This is a genomic window from uncultured Clostridium sp. (assembly GCF_947036855.1).
Classification (GTDB): Bacteria; Bacillota; Clostridia; order Clostridiales; family Clostridiaceae; genus Sarcina.
Genome location: NZ_CAMQRY010000166.1, coordinates 1 through 4,493, shown reverse-complemented (window position 1 = coordinate 4,493; position 4,493 = coordinate 1). Strand labels below are relative to the sequence as shown.

Genomic DNA, 4,493 nt, shown 5'->3' with positions numbered 1-4,493 from the left:
AACTATTTATAAATCCCAACTATTTTTCAGTATAAATATAATCATTATTTATATTTATTTATTAAAGCTAAATTGCTTTCTTTCATTATAAAACTTTTTATATGCTAAATATCCAGCTATAATAATTCCCATTGATGATGCTGACATCATCATAAAAGTAACCATTATCTGAAACTTTATTGCAGTTACTGGTGAAGCTCCACCAAGTATAAGTCCTGTCATCATTCCTGGTAAACTTACTATTCCCAAAGTTTTTGCTGAATCTATATTAGGTGTTATAGCAAATTTTATAGATTTTCTAAGGATATCTTTTGATGCATGTTTTATATCTGCACCAAGTGATAACTTCGCTTCTATTTCTTCACGTCTTTCTTCAAATGAACTAATAAGAGTTCTATAAGTTAGTCCTATTGCAACCATAGCCTGACTAATTATCATTCCTGAAATAGGAATAACATCATCTGGTTTAAATTCAATTGCCCTTGTTAAAATTAATATTGTTAGAGTAATACTCGTTCCAATTATTAAAGCAACAAATGATATTACACCACAATTTTTAATTCCTTTTCCTCTTTTTCTAGTATTAATAGCTGCATTTATAATCATTATTAAAACAAGTGCTAATGTTACAATTTTATTATCTACTGCAAATATATATTTTAAAACATACCCAACTATAACAAGTTGCACAACAGCTCTTAAAACACTTATTATCATATCTTTTTCAAGCCCAAGCTTTTCTCTATTAGATATGAAAATAGGTATTATCATAAGAAGTGATGCTAAAACTAGTGATTTTGTACTCATTAAACTATTACCTCCGACTTATCTAAAATTTCAATATTATCAATTTTACCTTTTACCATTGTTATTCTCTTTTTAAACATCCCATAACTTTGCTCATCACTGTGAGTAACCCATATAATAGTTACCCCTTCATTATTTAGTTCTTTTACATACTCTTCAATAATCCTTGTATTCTCATTATCAAGTGCTGAAGTTGCTTCATCTAAAAGTAAAACTTCTGGTTTATAAATTAAATTTCTTATAAGTGCTATTCTTTGTTTTTCTCCACCTGATAATTTATTTATACTCTTATCTATATAATCTTTTGTTAGTGAAAATCTTTCTAAAAGTTCTACTACTCTCTTTTCATTAAATTTTTCCTTTCTTACCTCAAAAACAAAATTAAAATTATCATATACTGTTTTTCCAAAAAGAAATGGAAGTTGTACACAATAGCTTATATTTTTTCTAATTTCTAATGGATCTATTTCTCCATAGCTTGTACCATTATATTTCAACTTCCCACTTGATATAGATATTAAATCTGATAGAATCTTTAAAAATGTTGATTTACCACAACCTGACTCTCCAACTATAGATATTAAATCTCCTTTTTCTATATCAAGTGATAAATTATCTAAAATCACCTTATCATCAATCTTATAAATTATATTCTCTGCTTTTATATTTTCCATAACGCCTCCTAAAATATCATTATCGAATTTCGATATCGTATTATGATATTAACACACAAAAAAAATATTTACAAGCAAAAAAATAAAATGAAACTAATTTTAAGTTCCATTTTCAATATTCTAATCTATTTCATGCATAAGCTCTGCTAAATTACCTTTTAAATCATCTAATAAAGATATTCCCTCAGGCGTTGCTCTATAATACTTTCTAACTTTTCCCTCAACAATTCTTTCATTTCTTTTTAAAAGCCCTTCATCTACCATCATCTTAAGTACTGGGTACATAGTCCCTGGGCTAACTTTATAACCATGCTCTTTAAGTTCTTCTATCATCCAAGACCCATAAAATTCATCTACTTTTCCATGATGAAGAATATGTATATATATAAAACCATTAAAAATTTTTCTAATTATTTGTTCCTTCATAATATATTCCTCCTAGAATTATTTAATATCAATATAGCGTAAATCTTACCATCTATATATCTTATGATAATATAATTCTATAAAATAATATATATAAAGTTACTTATGTATCCATTTTAATATTATATATTACCTAAAATTTAAAATTTTGAGTTAATATTGCTGCTCTTACTTTTGCAGTATTTACATCTGATATTGGCTTTCTATGAAAAATATATACTTGCATATAAATCATTCCTACAATGATAATAATTCCTGTTACTATACTCATCTTCTTATAATTCATAACTTTTCACTCTTCCTTAAACAATAATTATTATTAATTAATAACTTTAATTATATATTCTCATAGAAACTCGTATTTGTAAAGTTTTTTAATTATAAAATAAAAAAAATACTGCATCTAGCTGATACAGCATTTCTTCTACATTGAATTTAAAAGTTTATCTAAACTTTCTCTAAGATTTATTAAATCTTCAATATCAGTCCCAACAGTACACATAATTTTTTTAGGTACATCTTTAACAGCATCTCTTAGGTCTAAACCTTTATCTGTTAATTCAACAATTACGCTTCTATCATCTTTTGGATCTCTATATTTTCGTATAACTTCCATAGCTTCTAGCTTTTTAAGAAGTGGTGTAAGTGTTCCTGAATCTAGTCTTAACTTCTCACCTATTTTTTTAACTGTCATTTTCTTTGCTTCCCACATAACCATCATAGTTATATATTGTGTATATGTTAAATTATGCTCATCTAAAAGAGGTTTATATCTTTTTATAACTTCTCTAGATGCTGCATAAAGTCTAAAACAAAGTTGTTTATCTAATTGTAAATCACTGTAATCTTCCATAATTATCCTACCCACTTCAAATTAATTTCATTTCCTACTTTAAAGGATATTCTCTTGGGTAATTTCTGTCAATACCTAAGAGAATATGCTATATATTTCAAAACTATAATTTCATTATTTTTAATTCATTTAATGATTCTAATGATTCTGGTGTATGTGTTCCTAAGTATATTGTATCATTACTTTTAATAAACTCTCTAACTTTATTTAAAGTTTCCATTGCTACTGCTCTATCTTCAAATACTACAGACATTAAATTTTCTTTTAGTGCTTTATCTGTATAAGTTATATCACCTTGGAACATATATGTTAGATTTTTATCTTCAACAACTAACATAGAATTTCCATTTGTATGTCCCTCTGCTGCTATCATATAAATACCATCAGCTATTTTTTCGCTTTTATCAAAATTTTTATAACTTCCACTTTCAAATTTAACTTTAATTATATTTTCTCCACTAAGTTTCATTGCATCAGCTTCAACTTCTGATATATAAACTTTAGAATTTTCAAATAATCTTAATTCACCTGTATGGTCTGGATGTTTATGTGTAATTATAACTTTATCAATATCTTTTGGCTCATATCCAGCAACTTTTAATGCATCAACAAAATCATTAACTTTTTCACCCATATAAATCATCTGTCCTGGCTTTCCATCAAACTCTGGTGTTTCACTTGGCATTCCTGTATCAACAAGTATAACTTCACTACCTGTATTTATCACATACCCTTGAAGACTAGCTCCTAATATTTCTTCTGCATATGGCTTGTTTTCTGAACCTCCAAAGGCAAATGCACCTTTCATATATCCATTTTTATAAAATTCTAACGCTTTAATTTCCATTTAAATCACTCCTACTTTAATCTTTTGTTTTATAAATTAAAAAATTTTAATTTATACTTTAATAATATGAACTATTTTTATAATTTTTTAGCATACTTATTCTGATAAAAATTATTTTAGTAATTTTTCTATATCACCTTTAAGTTTTAATGGCTTAACTATAGGTGCAAATCTTTCTATTACATTCCCCTGTGAATCAATTAAGAATTTACTAAAGTTCCATTTTATTTTACTTCCTAAAACACCTTTTTTCTGTGCTCTTAAATATTTATATAATGGATGTGCATCACTTCCATTTACATCAATCTTATCAAACATTCTAAATGTAACTCCGTAGTTTAACATACAAAAACTTTGTGCTTCTTCACCTGTTCCTGGCTCTTGTCCTGCAAATTGATTACATGGGAAACCTAAAATTTCAAGTCCCTGTTCTTTATATTCTTGGTATAATTCTTCTAATTCTTTAAACTGAGGTGTTAGTCCACATTTACTTGCTGTATTAACTACTAAAACAACCTTTCCCTTATAATCGCTCATGTTAACTTCTTTCCCATTTATATCTTTTGCTGAAAACTCATAAAAATTCATAATTTTTCTCCTTCTCTCTTTATTTCCGCTTTTAATTTAGTAAAATTAAATTGTACTCAATTAATCTATGTATTAATAATAACTTTATTTCATGCTTATGTCAATTGAAATAATAAATATTTTTCATTAAAGTTTTATGACCATTTTAAAATTCCCTATAAAAAAACTATAAAAAAATAAGAGCATCTCAGCTCCTCAATTCTTCCATCTACTTATTAAATTATATACCGGTATTATTCATAGAATGGTCTACTTCCATATTGTTTTTATTATTTGTATTGGCATTTTATTTCCTCCT

General features: G+C 26.4%; 7 protein-coding genes. All 7 read right to left on the bottom strand.

What is annotated here, in order from left to right:
• Positions 1–54: 54 nt before the first annotated feature.
• On the bottom strand, positions 55–807 hold the full coding sequence (gene fetB, locus Q0V15_RS12030; RefSeq protein WP_297439341.1) for an ABC transporter permease: 753 nt from the start codon (positions 805–807) through the stop codon (positions 55–57).
• Positions 807–1,481, bottom strand: a complete 675-nt coding sequence (locus Q0V15_RS12025) for an ATP-binding cassette domain-containing protein (RefSeq protein WP_297439339.1) — start codon at positions 1,479–1,481, stop codon at positions 807–809. The genes fetB and Q0V15_RS12025 overlap by 1 nt, the downstream gene beginning before the upstream one ends.
• Before the next feature lie 120 nt (positions 1,482–1,601).
• Positions 1,602–1,907 (bottom strand): PadR family transcriptional regulator, encoded by a 306-nt coding sequence (locus Q0V15_RS12020; protein ID WP_297439336.1) that lies wholly within the window; start codon positions 1,905–1,907, stop codon positions 1,602–1,604.
• Positions 1,908–2,040: 133 nt separating this feature from the next.
• The gene (locus tag Q0V15_RS12015; protein ID WP_297439334.1) at positions 2,041–2,193 is read right to left on the bottom strand and encodes a hypothetical protein; all 153 of its coding nucleotides are present in this window, start codon (positions 2,191–2,193) and stop codon (positions 2,041–2,043) included.
• Between the two features lie 138 nt (positions 2,194–2,331).
• Positions 2,332–2,760: a MarR family winged helix-turn-helix transcriptional regulator gene (locus tag Q0V15_RS12010; protein ID WP_297439332.1), complete on the bottom strand. Its 429-nt coding sequence runs from the start codon at positions 2,758–2,760 to the stop codon at positions 2,332–2,334.
• 103 nt (positions 2,761–2,863) lie between these two features.
• A complete protein-coding gene (locus Q0V15_RS12005) occupies positions 2,864–3,607 on the bottom strand; it encodes an MBL fold metallo-hydrolase (protein ID WP_297439330.1) in 744 nt (247 codons plus the stop codon).
• Positions 3,608–3,718: 111 nt separating this feature from the next.
• Positions 3,719–4,195 (bottom strand): glutathione peroxidase, encoded by a 477-nt coding sequence (locus tag Q0V15_RS12000; RefSeq protein ID WP_297439328.1) that lies wholly within the window; start codon positions 4,193–4,195, stop codon positions 3,719–3,721.
• Between the last annotated feature and the right edge of the window lie 298 nt (positions 4,196–4,493).